Consider the following 14,090-nt stretch of genomic DNA (forward strand, 5'->3'; position numbering starts at 1 on the left):
GCGGCAGGTTCGGTTTCGCGGTCCAGCGGCGCGACGCCAGCACCAGCCGGCGCCAGTCGATCAGCGCGAGGCCCGCGCGCGCGGCTCCGATTCCGAGCCCGGCGCGGGCTTCGTCATTCCGGGAAGGGGTGCATCGGGCTCCGGCAGGCCGTACCGCCGGTGCACCCAGCGGCGCGCCTGCTCGAGCGGATACGAGTCGCCATAGACGATCCGCTGCCCGACGATCCCGTCGAGCACGCTGCGCAGCATGATCTCCTCGAGCGCCGGATCCGCGTCGCCGCGCTCGCGGAAGATCGATCGGACCGCATCCTCCGCCGCGACGACCCCGGCCATGTGCCGGCGCTCCCCCTCGGCGAACAGCGCCCGCGTGGTCGGCTGCTGCTGCAGGGCGACGACCACGCGCTGCAGGGGGAGGGCGACCGCCGTCATGCCGAGGGCGGTGTCGATGATGGCCGCGAGCCGGACCTCGGGGGGAAGCGACGCGGCGGACGGCGGCCGGGCCTGCTCCTCGGCGGGCCGGGCGACGGCTCCGTCGACCCCGGGGGTGCGGCCCTGCGCCGGCGGCGGGCCACTGTGCGCGATGCCGAGCAGCATGTCGAACCAGCGGTCGATCACGGCCTGGACGAGTTGCTCCTTGCCGCCGAAGTAGTAGTTGACCAGGCCCTGGGCGACGCCCGCGCGCCCGGTGATGTCGGCGATCGTGGCACCGTCGATCCCCCGCTCGGCGAAGACGTCGATCGCCGCCTCGAGCAGGCTCTCGCGCGAGCGCTCCCGGGCCATGCGGTTCTGCTCCGGGGAGCGTGCCATGCGCCGTGCCTTCCGGATCCGTTTTCCGGGTGACGGATCCTTTCGCTACATTAATCACTGAACATTCGTTCAACCTACGTTTCCCCTCATACCGGAGGCACCTTCATGCACGGCAGCGCCCGCGTGGATCTGAACGACCTCGGCAGCCTCATCGGCTGGCTCTTCGCCCAGTGGTGGGTGTGGGTGATCGTCGGGGTCGTCGTGCTGTTCTTCCTCGTCGTCTGGATCATGCCGGCCGCGAAGGTGAAGCCCTCTGAGGCCTTCTCGACCGACGACCGCGAGGCGAACGAGATCGCCTTGGGCTTCCTGCAGATCGTGAATCAGCCCTCCGGCCCGTGGAACGACCCGACCGCATCGGCACTGAGCGAGGGCGAGAAGAAGCGGCTCGTCGAGATGTGGGGCGTCGCGACGCGCGAGGAATGGCTCGCCGGCATCGAACGGCTCGTCACGGTCCGTCGCCGGCGCGACGTGTGGGTGACCTGCCTGGCCATCCGCGCGGAGCTCGCGGGACGCCTCGGTCGCGTGCCGAAGAGCAAGGAGTGGATCGCCGCGATCATCGAGGCCGGCGGCGACAAGCGCGACGCCCGCACCTTCGTCGCCGCGATCGAGGGCGTCGAGGGGCAGGTGCGCAAGCTCGTCGGCAAGGACATCGTCACGCCCGACGTCTACGTCCGCACGCTCGACGGCTATGCGCTCGGCCAGGCCGTCGCCCTCGCGACCTGGGGCGTCGCCCTGGGCCACGCCGACGTGCCCGAGGCGCGGGCGATCATCCACCGCATCAACGAGGAGGGCCGCCCGGCGTTCTCCTCCTGGGCCGACTTCGGCCTGAGCTACATCACGGGCCGCGTGATGCACTGGAGCGACGGCGTGATCGGCGAGAAGACCTTCGACAAGTTCGGCGACGGCTGGTCCGAGTTCAAGGCCGCGTCCACCGCGAAGCGCAACGGGCCGTGGGCGTCGCTGCCCTGGCGGGTCGGGTGAGCGAGGGCCACAGGGGCACGGATCCGCGCGCCGCGGAACCGATCAGGGTCGACCTCTCCGCGCTGCGGACCCCGCCCGGCATGCGCACGCTGCTCGCCTATGAGCGTGCGGCCGGCATCCCCCTGCATCGGCGGTTCTTCGCCGTGCTCACCGGGGTGCTGCTGCTCACGGCGGCGATCATCGCCGCGCTCTGGTGGCTGGGCTCGATCGGGATGCTCGCCCGAGTGCCGCTGATCGCCGTGTTCGGCGCGTTCTACGGCGTCATGGGCGCGGCGGGCTTCGTCTGGTACGCCGTGGGCCTGTCCCGCCGCGCGCGCCTGGCGATGTTCGCGTGGTCCAACGGGTGGGCGTATGCGGACCTGCTGCAGGGCACTCGCCGACCGGGCTCCGCGTTCACGCGCATGCGCCGCTCGGTCGAACGCGGCGTCGTGGCGTCCGAGGACGAGCGCATCCCGTTCGAGCTGGGCATCGCACGGTCGGTCGGCACGCGCGACGAGGGGGCGACAGTGCAGCGCCCCTTCGCCTTCGTCGAGCTCCCGCTGCCCGCGAAGGTCCCGCACATCGTGCTGCGCAACCGGCGCCGCAGCATCGTGCCCACACTGGGCCTGGGCGGCGCCCGGATGGACCTGGAGGGCCACTTCGCGTCGACCTTCCAGCTGCTCGTGCCGGAGGGCTATCAGCGCGACGCCCTCTACATCTTCACGCCCGACCTCATGGCGCGGATCCTGGATCTCGGCGCCGGCGCCGAGCTCGAACTGGTCGAGGACCGCGCCTACGTGTACCTGCCCGGCAGCACCCGGTTCGACCGACCGGACGTGATGCAGGGCACCGTGCAGCTCGCCGAAGAGCTGCACCGACGCTTCGCGGCGCGGACGGGCCCGTACCGCGACGAGAGCACCGGCCCGATCGTACGACCGGAGGGCGTGGCGATCGGGCTGGGCGGACAGCGCCTCGGCGGGCAGGGCGTGTCCCTGCTGGCCGTGGCCGGCGTATCGGCGGCGATGATCCTCTCCGCAGGGATCACGGCGTTCGCGCTGTTCGGCGGGGCGATCCTGCGATCAGGGGGTTGACCGCAGGGCGCCGATCTCTTGGGGGGATCGGCGACCGACGCCCCGTCTCCTGCGCTGTGCACGGCAGGGAGGCGGGGCGCTTCGGCGCCTGCGCTCAGCGCCGGATGATGCGCTGCTCGATCGCGGCCGCGACGGCGCCGGCCCTCGTGTCGACGCCGAGCTTGCCGTAGATGTGCGAGAGGTGCGACTTCACCGTCGCCTCCGAGACGAACAGGGCCTTCGCGAGCTCGCGATTGCCGAGTCCGTCGGCCAGCAGTTCGAGCACCTCGACCTCGCGCTCGGTCATGCGCGGCTCGGGCGAGGCGGCGCGGCGCATGAGCACCGCGGCGACCGAGGGCGCGAGCGCCGGCTCGCCCCGGAAGACCGCCTGAATGCCGGCGAACAGCTGATCCGGCGGAGAGTCCTTCAGCAGGTACCCGGCGGCGCCGGCGTCCAGGGCACGCAGGATGTCGGACTCGCTGTCGTAGGTAGTCAGCACGAGCACGGCAGGCGGCTCCGGCAACGCGCGGATCCGGCCGGTCGCGGCGATCCCGCCCTCGCCGTCGCCCAGGCTGAGGTCCATGAGCACCACGTCGGGCCGCTCGGCTTCGACCACGCGCAGGGCGTCGGCGGCGTTCGACGCCTCGCCGACGACGACGAGCTCGTCCCTCGACTCGAGCAGGGCGCGCACGCCGGCGCGCACCACGGGATGGTCGTCCACGAGCACGATCCGCAGGGTCATCGGTTCTCCTTCTGCGGATCCGCGCCGGATCCGTTCCTCGTGTCGGATCCGGTCGCGGGATCGGCCCCGTCGCGCGCAGCGGATCCCGGATCCGCCCCGGCCTCGTCGTCGCCGAGCGGGAAGACGAGCGACAGCGTGGTCCCCTCCCCCGGGGTGCTCTCGACCTGCAGCTCCCCGCCGAGCTGCGCGACCCGGTCCGCCATGCCGGGGATGCCCTGGCCGCGACCGGCCGCGCGCCGCTGAGCCGCCCGGGCCGACATCGCGGCGGGCCGCGCGTCGAAGCCGACGCCGTCGTCACGGATGTCCAGGCGCAGCTCGTCCGGCTGCGCGGTCAGGCTCACCACGGCCCTGGTGGCGCGGGCGTGCTCGGCGACGTTCGCGAGGGCGCCGCGCACGGTGCGGATGATGGCCGACGCCACCGGCAGCGGCACCTCCGTGGCCGTGCCATGGCTGCGGAACTGCACGTCGACGCCGCGCCCCGATGCCTCCTCGACAACGCGGGCGAGGGCGGCGGGGAGGGATCCGGCGGCGCCCTCGAGCTCGCCGGGCGCGAGGTCGCGCACCACCCGGCGCACTTCGTCGAGCGCGGACCGCGCCGTGCCGGCTGCCGAGCGCACCTGCTCCCGGGCGGCGTCGGGGCGGCGCTCCCAGCCCTGCTCGGCCGCCTGCAGCAGCAGGTTGATGCTGGACAGGTCCTGCCCGACGGAGTCGTGGATCTCCCGCGACAGGCGGGCGCGTTCGGCGAGCGCGCCCGCGCGGTGCTGCGCGGCGGAGAGGTCCGCCTGGGTCGCGGTGAGCTCGTCGAGCAGCTGCTGCCGGGCGCGCGCCTCGCGATCGAGGGCGCGGTAGGCGACGATCGTGGCGAACGCGATGCCGATCGGGCCGGCGACGAGTGTCGGGTCGAACAGTGCGGCCAGACGCAGCTCGGCGACGATCACGACCGCGGTCATCGCCGTGATGGCCGCCGTCGCCGGCCAGAACGGCAGGATCTGCAGCACCGCGAAGGCGAGCGGCACCGCGCACCACCCGAACGACGGCGCGACCAGCGTCAGCACCGCCCAGAGCGCGCACACCACGAGCGCCCACGCGGCAGGCCACGCGCCGCGCCGCGGCACCAGCCCCTGCAGCACGGCGGTCGCGGCGAGCACCGCGGCACCGGCCAGCACCAGCACGGCGTTCTCGCCCTCGCCGTGCCGGAGCAGGTAGCGGATCGCGCTCACCACGATCAGCGCGATGAGCACGACCTGCAGCGCACGCCCGAACCGCACCGGGGCGAGGATGCCCCGCACGCCGTCGCCGAGGGACGTCCCGTCCTGCGCCTCGGTCCGCGGTTCCATGCGCTCAGCCTACGAACGCCGCGCCCGGAACCGCATCATCCGATCGGCTAGGGCTCAGCCGCGCACCACGGGCGCCGCCACATCCGCCTCGGATCCCGCACCGTCTTCAGGACGGATCGCTCGTGTGCACATCCCATGCCGCGTTTCCGGCTCCTGAGCCGGGTCCCACCCGAGTTCGGCCCGCCGCGTCACGCCGACCCGCGCACCACCAGTTCGGTGCCGAGGGTCGTGCGGGGCGGCGGGACGGATCCGGTGAGCCGCTCGATGAGCACGCCCGCGAGCGCTTCGCCCTGGGCGTGCATGGGCTGGCGGACCGTGGTGAGCGGCGGGTCGGTCGACAGCGCCACGGGCGAGTCGTCGAAGCCGACGATCGCGACGTCGTCAGGGATCCGCACCCCCGCACCGCGGAGCGTGCGCAGCACCCCGCGGGCCATGAGGTCGCTGGCCGCGAAGACCGCGTCGGGCAGCTCGCCGCCGGGTTCGGCGGCCCGGCTCAGCAGCTCCTGAGCGGCACGGACGCCGCTGGCCTCGGAATAGTCCCCGGCGATCTCGGCGAACGGCTCCAGCCCGCCCTCCGCGAGGCGGTCGCGGAAGCCGGCGAGCCTGTCCACGGCTCCGGCCATCGACTGCGGCCCGCTCACGGTCGCGATCCGGCGGCGCCCCGTGGACAGCAGGTGCCCGACCGCCTGCCGGCCGCCGGTCACGTTGTCCACGTCCACGAACCAGTCATCGTCGCGGCCGTTCGTGCGGCGTCCGCCGAACACGACCGGCACGGCCTCGACGATGCCGTCGACGAAGGCGTCGCTGTTGTGGTGCGACAGGATGATCGCGCCGTCCACGCCGCCGTTGCGCACGAAGCCTGTCATCCGGCCCCCGGGGTCGTCGCTCGCGATCAGCAGGTTCAGGATGTAGTCCGAGCGCGCGATCCGGTCGCTGATCCCCGCGACGACGGCGCCGAAGTAGGGGTCTCCGAAGAAGCGCCGGGTGTCCTCCGGCACGACGAGGGCGATCGCGTGCGTCTGACGCAGGGCGAGCGAGCGCGCCGCACGGTTCGGCACGTAGCCGAGCCGCGCGATCGCGTCCTGCACAGCCGCGAGCGCCTGCGGGCTCACCGCGGTCGATCCGTTCACGACCCGCGACACCGTCGACCGGGAGACACCCGCGGCAGCCGCGACCTCCTCGATCGTGGCGCGTCCGGACGCGGGTGGATCCGGCACCCGATCCTCCGTCCGCGCGGCTGCGGGCGTCGATCCGCCGCGCGCGACGCTCAGGTCCGACCCGCCGACCACGTCAGACCGCCCGGGCGGCGATGATCCGGGCGTACTCGCGGCCGGAGTCCTTCACGATCCGCTCCTGGGTGTCGTAGTCGACGCGCACGATCCCGAAGCGCTTGCCGTAGCCGAACGACCACTCGTAGTTGTCCAGCAGCGACCACGCGAAGTAGCCGCGAACGTCGACGCCCTCCTCGATCGCGTCATAGGTCGCCGCGACGTGCTCGCGCAGGAACATCGCGCGCTCGGAGTCGTGCACGGCGCCGCCCGTCGTCGCTCCCGTGGACGGGTCGGACCGCCCGCCCTCGAGCACGTCGTCATAGGCCGCGCCGTTCTCGGTCACGTAGAGCGGCAGGCCCGGTGCGTACTCCGTGCCGATGCGCCGCAGCAGCCGGGTGAGGCCCTCGGGCTGCACCTCCCAGCCCATGCCCGTGCGGGGCAGCCCGCGCTCGACCCAGTGCACGTCGTCCGCGGCGGGGAACGGAGACCGGGTGCGGCGCGCGTTCTCGCCCTCGACGCCGCCGTCGTGCGGCGTGCCGTCGCTGCCCTGCTGCGGCGTGCCGGAGAGAAGCTCGCCGTGGTAGTAGTTGATGCCCAGGCAGTCCAGCGGAGCGGCGATCGTGTCGAGATCGCCGTCGTGGATCGCGGCGGCCCAACGGCGCACCGCGACCGGATCCACCTCGCGGATGTCGGAGACGACGTCGGCCGGATAGGCGCCGCGGAGCACGGGATCCAGGAACCACCGGTTGAACTGCCCGTCGATGCGGCGGGCGGCGTCGACGTCGGCGGGGTCGCGCGCATCGGCGGGATCCGCGACCGTGAGGTTCAGCGTGATGCCGAGGTCGAGCTGCGGGTCCCGCTCGCGCAGCGCCCGGATGGTGCGGCCATGGGCCAGCAGCAGATGGTGGGCCGAGAGCATGCCGTCCTCGATGCTGATCCGGCCGGGCGCGTGCACCCCCGCCGTGTAGGAGAGGAACGAGGAGCACCACGGCTCGTTCAGCGTCGTCCAGTGCTGCACGCGGTCGCCGAGGGCGTCATGCACGCTGAGCGCGTACTCGACGAAGCGCTCGGCCGTGTCGCGCGAGGTCCAGCCGCCCTTCTCCTCGAGCGCCTGCGGCAGGTCCCAGTGGTACAGCGTGAGCCACGGCACGATCCCGCCGTCGAGGAGCTGGTCCACGAGGCGGTCGTAGAACGCGAGGCCCGCGGGGTTGACCGCGCCGCCGTCCGGGCGCACGCGCGCCCACGATGTGGAGAAGCGGTAGGCCTGCAGACCCAGCTCGCCCATGAGCCGCACGTCGTCGGCGTAGCGGTGGTAATGGTCGCACGCGACGTCGCCGGTGTCGCCGTTCTGCACCGCGCCCGGCTCACGGGAGAAGGCGTCCCAGATCGACGCGGTGCGGCCGTCCTCGAAGGCGGCGCCCTCGATCTGATAGGCGGCCGTCGCGGCGCCGAACAGGAAGCCGTCGGGGAATCGGCGGGCGGACGTGTTCAAGGGCGCTTCCTTCGCTCGGTGCGCCGTCGGGTCGGCGCGATGGTGGCTCGCCGCAGTCAGGTCGGCGAGGAGATGCTCGTGCCGGGGCTCGTGGTGCGCTCGCGTCCCCGGCGATCCGGATCAGGCTATGGGAGCGCTCCCACGATGTCAACAGGCGGGCGACCCCGTCGATCCGCAGGGACGCCGTCGATGCGTGAACGCGTGACCCGTTGGGCGACCGGCAACCCCGATTCGGCCGAGTCGGGCACACCACGCACCTGAGACCGCACCGCGTACCCTGGATCAGTGACCTCCTCGCCCGCGCTCGTCCGCGCCGAATCGCTCATCCGCTCGATCCCGGACCACCCGGAGCCGGGCATCCTGTTCCGCGACATCACACCACTGCTGGCCGACCGGGAGGCGCTGCAGGCGACGACCGAGGCGCTCGTCGCACCGTTCCGCGGGGCCTTCGACGTCGTCGCAGGGATCGAGGCGCGCGGATTCATCCTCGCCGGCGCCGCGGCGATCGAGGCGGGGACCGGCTTCGTGCCGATCCGCAAGGCGGGCAAGCTGCCGCTGCCGGCCGCGTCGGTCGACTACGCGTTGGAGTACGGCACGGCCACGATCGAGATGCACGACGACCTCCCCGCCGGATCCCGGATCCTGCTCATCGACGACGTGCTCGCCACCGGCGGCACCCTCGCCGCGGGCCGGCAGATCGTCGAGCAGCTCGGCTACACCGTCGCCGGGATCTCGGTGCTCTTCGAGATCGACGGGCTGGGCGGCCGCGAGGTCGTCGGCGACGTGCACACCGTCTTCCGCAGCTGACCACCCCGGCGCCCTCGGACGTCCGGCCGGATCCCGCCCGACCGGATCCGGTTCGAGGAGCAATGTTCGCTCCCTCTTCCGCTCGAAGAGGACGAACATCGCTCCCCGAAAGCCGGCCGGACGTCCGGCCGGACGGGCGGCGACCGGGCGGTAGACTGATGGCGCCCCCGCCCGCGACTTCCCGGAGCCACGTATGCCCACCATCGTCGTCGACGTCATGCCCAAGTCCGAACTTCTCGACCCGCAGGGCAAGGCGGTCTCCGGGGCGTTCGCCCGCACCGGCGTGACCGCGTTCAGCGATGTCCGCATCGGCAAGCGCTTCGAGCTCACGGTCGATGGCGAGGTCACCGAAGAGGTGCTCGCCGAGGCCCGGCGGATCGCCGAAGAGGTGCTCTCCAACTCCGTGATCGAGGACGTCGTCGGCATCGAGGTCGCCGAATGACGGTTCGGATCGGGGTCGTCACCTTCCCCGGTTCCCTCGACGACCGCGACGCGCAGCGTGCGGTGCGCATCGCCGGCGCCGAGCCGGTCGCCCTCTGGCACGGCGCGCACGACCTCGAGGGCGTGGACGCCGTGATTCTGCCGGGCGGGTTCAGCTACGGCGACTACCTGCGCTCCGGCGCGATCGCCGCGCTCTCGCCGATCATGACCGAGATCAAGGACGCGGCCGCCAAGGGCATGCCGATCCTGGGCATCTGCAACGGCTTCCAGATGCTCGTCGAGGCGCACCTGCTGCCCGGCGGCCTGATCCGCAACGACCACCAGCACTTCGTGCGTCGCGACCAGAAGCTCACGGTCACCAACGCCGACACGGCCTGGACCAACGAGTTCACGCGCGGGCAGGAGATCATCATCCCGCTCAAGAACGCCGAGGGGGGCTACATCGCCTCCGACGAGACGCTCGACCGCATCGAGGGCGAGGGCCTCGTCGCCTTCCGCTATGCGGGCGTGAACCCGAACGGATCCCTCCGCGACATCGCCGGCCTCACCAACCCCGGCGGCAACGTCGTGGGCCTGATGCCGCACCCCGAGCACGCGACCGAACCCGGTTTCGGCCCCGACACGACCGCCGCCATGCGCAGCGGCGTCGACGGCCTGCCGTTCTTCACGAGCGCGATCGCCGCAGTCGCCCGCGTCGCGGCGTAACACCGGCCACCCCGTCCCCGGCGAAGACTGCCGCAGACGATACGCGTCGCGCAGCCGCGGATGCAGGATCCCGCAACGCCTGCATGATCGGATCCGCGTTCTCGTCCTGCAGACGTCGCGCGCTCCTGCAGACGTGGCACGACCCCGCACTCCTGCAGCCGGGCCACGACCCCGCGCGTCGCCGGGATCCGTTGCACCCCGCCGTACCGCGGTCTAGCGTCGAATCGACGACGCCGAGGAGCGGAGGATCTGATGGGCCGGTTCGTGTACTGGATGAACGTGTCCCTCGATCTGCGGATCGAAGCCGCGCCCGGCGAGGACGGCGGAGGCGACTGGATGCGGATCGACGAGCCGCTGCATCGCGAGTTCAATCGTCGAGCGGCAGACCTCGCCCTCATGGTGCAGGGCCGGCGCGTGTTCGAGATCATGGAGTCGTTCTGGCCCGCGGCCCGCGACGACCGCTCGCTGCCGCAGTTCATGCAGGAGTACGGCGCGATCTGGACGGACAAGCCGAAGATCCTCGTCTCACGCACCCGCACCGAGGCGCCGTTCCACACCACGGTCATCGGCGAGGACGCGGTCTCCCGGCTCGCCGAGGTCCGCGCCGGGACCGAGGGCGCCATCGGCGTCGGCGGTGCGACGCTCGCCACGGCGCTGCTCGACGCCGGCCTGCTCGACGAGCTGCTGCTGTTCACGCACCCGGCGATCCTCGGTTCGGGTCGTCCGCTGTTCGACGAGCCCCGGCCGGGCGAGACCAGGCCTCCGGTGATCCTCGACCTGCTCGAACAGGCCTCCTACGATCAGGGCGTCACCCTGCACCGGTACGCCATCCGGCGCTGAGCCACGGCGCAGAGCGGGCGACGAGTCAGCCGAGCGCGGGCGGCCAGACCCCGATGAGCACGGCCATCACCACGACCGTCACCAGCTCGTGCGCGATGTTCAGCACCGTGAGCGAGCTGGGGCGCCCCTCGAAGGCGTCGTGCGTGATGAACCTCGCCGCCGTGAACCCCATCCACAGCGTGATCGCGGTGACCAGCGCCGAGACGAAGAACGATCCGCCGTAGAAGTGCCAGGCGATCGCCGTGGCCCCCGCGAGCACCCACGCCGTGACGAAGCTCACGATCACCGTCGCGATGATGGCCAGCACCGGGTTGCCCTTGGGGTTGTCGAGGTCCACCCCGGCCAGCCGCGCCCAGCGGGTGCCGAGCACGCCCCGGGCGTACCAGATGGATCCGACGACCATGCTCGACGCGGTCGCCAGCAGAACGGCCCAGTAGTTGATCTCGGGAACCATCACAGCCTCCTCGGGTCGGTACCGGGCGCGAGAGGCGACCCGGTGCGCTCAGGGTACCGCCGGACACACCCGCGCGTGGATCACCGACGCGGGCGCATCACCAGGGGCTGGGCTCGTAGTCCTTCAGGAACACGCCGTGGACGTCCTCGCCGGCCTCGCCGCGCACGATCGGGTCGTACACGCGGGCGGCGCCGTCGACCAGGTCGAGCGGGGCGTGGAAGCCCTCCTCGGCCAGGCGCACCTTCGTGTAGTGCGGGCGCTCGTCGGTGATCCAGCCGGTGTCGACGGCGGTCATCAGGATCCCGTCGGTCTCCAGCATCTCCCCCGCGCTCGTGCGGGTGAGCATGTTCAGCGCCGCCTTCGCCATGTTCGTGTGCGGGTGGCCGGGGCCCTTGTACCGCCGCGAGAACTGCCCCTCCATCGCCGAGACGTTCACGATGTGCTTGCGCCGCGCGGGCGACGCCGCCATCGCCGGGCGCAGTCTGCTGATCAGCAGGAACGGCGCCGTCGTGTTGCACAACTGCACCTCGAGCATCTCGAGCGGATCCACCTGGTCCACGCTCTGCACCCAGCTGTTCACCCGGTTCACGTCGGGCACGAGGCCGCCCGCGTCGATCGCCGTGCCGTCGGCGTGCTTCGCGAGCGAGGAGGACCCGGGCGCCATCGCGAGCCGTGCCAGCTCCTCTGCGGTCAGCGCCTGCCCGCCCTGCTCGGCGATCGTCCCGCCCAGCGACGCGATCGACAGCAGCGGGTGCGCATCGACCGAGGCCTGCAGCGCCTCGGGGTGCGGATCCGCGGTGTGCCCGAAGGTCTCCATCTCGGGAAGCGGCCCGTTCGGCAGCGGCTGCAGCTCGGCATCGGCGAGCAGCGAGTACGCACCGGGTGAGCGGCGCACGGTCTGCGCGGCGTTGTTGATGAGGATGTCGAGCGGTCCCTGTGCGGCGACCGAGTCGGCGAGCGCGATCACCTGGGCGGGGTCGCGCAGGTCGATGCCGACCACGCGCAGGCGGTGCAGCCAGTCGGCCGAATCGGGCAGCGCGGCGAACCGGCGCACCGCGTCGCGCGGGAACCGCGTGGTGATCGTGGTGTGCGCGCCGTCGCGGAGCAGCCGCAGCGCGATGTGCATGCCGATCTTGGCGCGGCCTCCGGTGAGCAGCGCGCGCTTGCCGGTGAGGTCGGTGCGGGCGTTGCGCTTGCCGTGGCTGAACCGCGCGCAGTCCGGGCAGAGCTGGTGGTAGAACGCGTCGACCGTCGTGTACAGCTGCTTGCAGATGTAGCAGTTGCGGGGCTTCAACAGCTCGCCCGCCGTCGGGGCATCGGTCACGCTGCTCGCGAGGTCGAGTCCGCGGGTCTCGTCGTCGATGCGGTCGGGGGCGCCCGTCGCGGTCGCCGCGATGACGGCGCGGTCGGCCTCGGCGATGGCATCGCGGATCTCCCGGCGGCGCACCCGCTTCGCCGCCTTGAACATGGCCGAGGTCGCTCGCCGCACGGCGATGAAGTCGGGATGGTCCTGATCGAGCCCGTGCAGCTCGGCGAGCACCCGGAGCGTGGTCGCGAGGTCGGTCGGGTCGATGCCGGATCCGACGGCGTCGCCGCCTGTCGTGGCGCTGCGGTCGCTCTGCGTCGACGGGGCGTCGGAGGGGGCGTCGGTCATTGTCACGATTTTACGCGAGCCGGCTGGATGAGGGCCCGGGGCTTCTCGCACCGCGTTCCGCGAGCACTGCCGGGGCGTCGGGACTCATCGCCTCCACCCCCGAGCTCGCCGAGACCCCCGCGGAGCGCCGAAACCCCCATGCACACGCGACTCTCCGTGGAGTCTCGGCGACCCGAGGGGGTTTCGGTTGCCCGGCCGCGGCCCCGTGGGGGTCTCGGCGAGGGGAGTGGGAGCGGGCGACGCCCGAGAGAGCCGAAGCTCGGTCTCAGGCGATGCCGCCGCCGTCGACGACGAGGGCGGATCCGGTCACGTACGACGACTCGTCGCTGGCGAGCCAGACCACGGCCGCGGCGATCTCGGAGGGCTGTCCCATCCGGTTCAGCGGACGCTCGGCGGCCTCGGCGAGGAAGCCGGCCTGGTCCTGACCGAGCTGGCGGGCCTCGTCGCGCAGCATGCCGGTGTCCACGTCGCCCGGGTTCACCGAGTTCACGCGGATGCCCTGCGGTCCGTGGTCGATCGCGAGGGCGCGGGTCATGTTCACGACCGCGCCCTTGGATGCGCAGTAGGAGATGGCCTGGCCGCCGCCCTTGAGGCCCCAGCCGGAACCGGTGTTGACGATGGATCCGCCGCCGTTCGCCGCCATGACCGGCACGACGTGCTTGCACATCAGGAAGATCGCGCGCACGTTCACGCCGAACACGCGGTCCCACTCCTCGACCGTGGTCTCGACCGCCGTGGTGCGCCGGATGATGCCGGCGTTGTTGAAGACCACGTCGACACCGCCGAATCCGTCGACGACCGAGGCGACGACGCGCTCGATGTCGGCCTCGCTCGAGACGTCGGCGGCGATCGCGACCGCGGTGCCACCGGCCGCGCGGATCTCCTCCGCCACAGCCTCGGCGGCCTCGGCGTTCAGGTCGACGACGGCGACGTTGGCGCCCTCGGCGGCGAAGGCGAGAGACGTGGCGCGGCCGATGCCGCCGGCGCCTCCGGTGACGATGGCGTTCTTGTTCTGCAGTCGCATGGGGGTTCCTTCGGGTCGGTGTGCGGTCGTAGCGGGTTCGGGATCCGGGCCGGCGAGAACTCTCGGGGACCGGTGGATGCGGATCAGGGGACGAGGACTTCGGGTGCGGCGACAGCGTAGAACGCGGTTGCCGAGGCGCCGGTGAGGACGCGGAGGTGCCCGACGAGGGAGGCGTCGACCTCCGGATCGCCGGTGTCGACGAGGAGCGGGCGTCCGCCGAGGTCGACGAGCTTCTGCTCGGGGGCCACGACGAGGAGCGGATCCGGTCCGAGCGCGCGGATCACGCGCGCGGAGAGCTGCTGGTTGCCGCGGCCGAGCAGGAATCCCTGCCCGCCGATGACGGTCACCACGGCCTGCGCGGGGCCGGCCGCGGCCTCCTCGAGCAGCCGGTGCTCGTCGGCGCCCGCGGCGACGAGCCGACCGTCGAGCACGACATCGACGCCGAGCGGCGTCTTCGCGACACCGAGCTCAGCGGCGATCCCCGCG

15 protein-coding genes are annotated in these 14,090 nt (G+C 72.4%); 6 read left to right on the forward strand and 9 right to left on the reverse strand.

The annotated features are described in order from the left end of the window. Positions 1 to 60: 60 nt before the first annotated feature. Complete coding sequence (locus tag LXM50_RS16225; protein ID WP_233312508.1) at positions 61 to 807, reverse strand: TetR/AcrR family transcriptional regulator; 747 nt, start codon at positions 805 to 807, stop codon at positions 61 to 63. A 105-nt stretch (positions 808 to 912) separates the two neighbouring features. Here LXM50_RS16225 and LXM50_RS16230 point away from each other — a divergent pair, with 105 nt between their 5' ends. Continuing rightward, positions 913 to 1,788, forward strand: a complete 876-nt coding sequence (locus LXM50_RS16230) for a DUF1266 domain-containing protein (protein ID WP_233312509.1) — start codon at positions 913 to 915, stop codon at positions 1,786 to 1,788. Beyond that, on the forward strand, positions 1,758 to 2,858 hold the full coding sequence (locus LXM50_RS16235) for a hypothetical protein (protein WP_233312510.1): 1,101 nt from the start codon (positions 1,758 to 1,760) through the stop codon (positions 2,856 to 2,858). Before LXM50_RS16230 ends, LXM50_RS16235 begins: the two co-directional genes overlap by 31 nt. A 94-nt stretch (positions 2,859 to 2,952) precedes the next feature. Here LXM50_RS16235 and LXM50_RS16240 read toward each other — a convergent pair whose 3' ends face one another. The 4 genes from LXM50_RS16240 to LXM50_RS16255 form a co-directional block, all read right to left on the reverse strand. Beyond that, a complete protein-coding gene (locus tag LXM50_RS16240; RefSeq protein WP_233312511.1) occupies positions 2,953 to 3,579 on the reverse strand; it encodes a response regulator transcription factor in 627 nt (208 codons plus the stop codon). Then, on the reverse strand, positions 3,576 to 4,916 hold the full coding sequence (locus tag LXM50_RS16245; RefSeq protein ID WP_233312512.1) for a sensor histidine kinase: 1,341 nt from the start codon (positions 4,914 to 4,916) through the stop codon (positions 3,576 to 3,578). The genes LXM50_RS16240 and LXM50_RS16245 overlap by 4 nt, the downstream gene beginning before the upstream one ends. Positions 4,917 to 5,104: 188 nt before the next feature. Next, the gene (locus tag LXM50_RS16250) at positions 5,105 to 6,133 is read right to left on the reverse strand and encodes a LacI family DNA-binding transcriptional regulator (protein WP_233312513.1); all 1,029 of its coding nucleotides are present in this window, start codon (positions 6,131 to 6,133) and stop codon (positions 5,105 to 5,107) included. Positions 6,134 to 6,206: 73 nt separating this feature from the next. Next, on the reverse strand, positions 6,207 to 7,679 hold the full coding sequence (locus LXM50_RS16255; protein WP_233312514.1) for a glycoside hydrolase family 1 protein: 1,473 nt from the start codon (positions 7,677 to 7,679) through the stop codon (positions 6,207 to 6,209). Between the two features lie 285 nt (positions 7,680 to 7,964). On the opposite strand from LXM50_RS16255, the gene LXM50_RS16260 reads away from it, so the two are divergent. The 4 genes from LXM50_RS16260 to LXM50_RS16275 all read left to right on the forward strand — a co-directional run bounded on the left by LXM50_RS16260 (position 7,965) and on the right by LXM50_RS16275 (position 10,472). After that, entirely contained in the window at positions 7,965 to 8,486 is a 522-nt protein-coding gene (locus LXM50_RS16260) for an adenine phosphoribosyltransferase (RefSeq protein WP_233312515.1), read from the forward strand. A gap of 193 nt (positions 8,487 to 8,679) precedes the next feature. After that, positions 8,680 to 8,928 (forward strand): phosphoribosylformylglycinamidine synthase subunit PurS, encoded by a 249-nt coding sequence (gene purS, locus LXM50_RS16265; protein ID WP_233312516.1) that lies wholly within the window; start codon positions 8,680 to 8,682, stop codon positions 8,926 to 8,928. Continuing rightward, positions 8,925 to 9,632 (forward strand): phosphoribosylformylglycinamidine synthase subunit PurQ, encoded by a 708-nt coding sequence (purQ, locus tag LXM50_RS16270; RefSeq protein ID WP_233312517.1) that lies wholly within the window; start codon positions 8,925 to 8,927, stop codon positions 9,630 to 9,632. The genes purS and purQ overlap by 4 nt, the downstream gene beginning before the upstream one ends. 252 nt (positions 9,633 to 9,884) lie before the next feature. Then, positions 9,885 to 10,472, forward strand: a complete 588-nt coding sequence (locus LXM50_RS16275) for a dihydrofolate reductase family protein (protein ID WP_233312518.1) — start codon at positions 9,885 to 9,887, stop codon at positions 10,470 to 10,472. Positions 10,473 to 10,497: 25 nt separating this feature from the next. On the opposite strand, the gene LXM50_RS16280 is transcribed toward LXM50_RS16275, so the two are convergent. The 4 genes from LXM50_RS16280 to LXM50_RS16295 all read right to left on the reverse strand — a co-directional run. Then, entirely contained in the window at positions 10,498 to 10,926 is a 429-nt protein-coding gene (locus tag LXM50_RS16280; RefSeq protein ID WP_233312519.1) for a DUF1761 domain-containing protein, read from the reverse strand. 97 nt (positions 10,927 to 11,023) lie between these two features. Continuing rightward, the gene (locus LXM50_RS16285; protein WP_233312520.1) at positions 11,024 to 12,580 is read right to left on the reverse strand and encodes an SDR family NAD(P)-dependent oxidoreductase; all 1,557 of its coding nucleotides are present in this window, start codon (positions 12,578 to 12,580) and stop codon (positions 11,024 to 11,026) included. A 265-nt stretch (positions 12,581 to 12,845) separates the two neighbouring features. After that, entirely contained in the window at positions 12,846 to 13,604 is a 759-nt protein-coding gene (locus LXM50_RS16290) for an SDR family NAD(P)-dependent oxidoreductase (RefSeq protein ID WP_233312521.1), read from the reverse strand. An 83-nt stretch (positions 13,605 to 13,687) separates the two neighbouring features. Then, on the reverse strand, positions 13,688 to 14,090 hold a 403-nt coding region (locus tag LXM50_RS16295), incomplete at its 5' end, for a hypothetical protein (protein WP_233312522.1).

The sequence above is a fragment of the Microbacterium sp. Au-Mic1 genome, assembly GCF_021341785.1.
In the GTDB taxonomy this organism is placed as follows: domain Bacteria; phylum Actinomycetota; class Actinomycetes; order Actinomycetales; family Microbacteriaceae; genus Microbacterium.

What these genes read in the sequence shown, in the direction of transcription:
- LXM50_RS16225 (WP_233312508.1), bottom strand. Translation starts at nt 807, where the DNA reads ATGGCACGCTCCCCGGAGCAGAACCGCATGGCCCGGGAGCGCTCGCGC.
- LXM50_RS16230 (WP_233312509.1), top strand. Translation starts at nt 913, where the DNA reads ATGCACGGCAGCGCCCGCGTGGATCTGAACGACCTCGGCAGCCTCATC.
- LXM50_RS16240 (WP_233312511.1), bottom strand. Translation starts at nt 3,579, where the DNA reads ATGACCCTGCGGATCGTGCTCGTGGACGACCATCCCGTGGTGCGCGCC.
- LXM50_RS16245 (WP_233312512.1), bottom strand. Translation starts at nt 4,916, where the DNA reads ATGGAACCGCGGACCGAGGCGCAGGACGGGACGTCCCTCGGCGACGGC.
- purS (WP_233312516.1), top strand. Translation starts at nt 8,680, where the DNA reads ATGCCCACCATCGTCGTCGACGTCATGCCCAAGTCCGAACTTCTCGAC.
- purQ (WP_233312517.1), top strand. Translation starts at nt 8,925, where the DNA reads ATGACGGTTCGGATCGGGGTCGTCACCTTCCCCGGTTCCCTCGACGAC.
- LXM50_RS16275 (WP_233312518.1), top strand. Translation starts at nt 9,885, where the DNA reads ATGGGCCGGTTCGTGTACTGGATGAACGTGTCCCTCGATCTGCGGATC.
- LXM50_RS16280 (WP_233312519.1), bottom strand. Translation starts at nt 10,926, where the DNA reads ATGGTTCCCGAGATCAACTACTGGGCCGTTCTGCTGGCGACCGCGTCG.
- LXM50_RS16285 (WP_233312520.1), bottom strand. Translation starts at nt 12,580, where the DNA reads ATGACCGACGCCCCCTCCGACGCCCCGTCGACGCAGAGCGACCGCAGC.
- LXM50_RS16290 (WP_233312521.1), bottom strand. Translation starts at nt 13,604, where the DNA reads ATGCGACTGCAGAACAAGAACGCCATCGTCACCGGAGGCGCCGGCGGC.